Consider the following 273-nt stretch of genomic DNA (forward strand, 5'->3'; position numbering starts at 1 on the left):
GTTTAATTATATCGAGTGTGATTACAATCGCTGGAGACGTCACAGCGCCTGTGGCGGACTCAGCCCGGAACAGTTTGAAAACCAGAACCTCGCTTAGGGCCGTGTCCACATTACGTGGGTAGGATCAGTGCGGGTTCACACGCAATGTCCGCTTCTGGCACAGAGCGGACATTCATAACGTCTACTACCGAGGCTCAACGACTGTCAGCCCGGACAGTTAGATGCTGCTTTCAGGTCGGCATTCATCTCAGTAGAAACTGAATCAGTCGAACA

1 protein-coding gene is annotated in these 273 nt (G+C 51.6%); it reads left to right on the plus strand.

Translation table 11 applies throughout. The annotated features are described in order from the left end of the window. A partial coding sequence (locus tag M8014_RS00060) for an IS3 family transposase (RefSeq protein ID WP_071890408.1) occupies window positions 1-97 on the plus strand: 97 nt, incomplete at its 5' end. Between the last annotated feature and the right edge of the window lie 176 nt (window positions 98-273).

Source organism: Silvania hatchlandensis (assembly GCF_025564065.1).
In the GTDB taxonomy this organism is placed as follows: domain Bacteria; phylum Pseudomonadota; class Gammaproteobacteria; order Enterobacterales; family Enterobacteriaceae; genus Enterobacter; species Enterobacter hatchlandensis.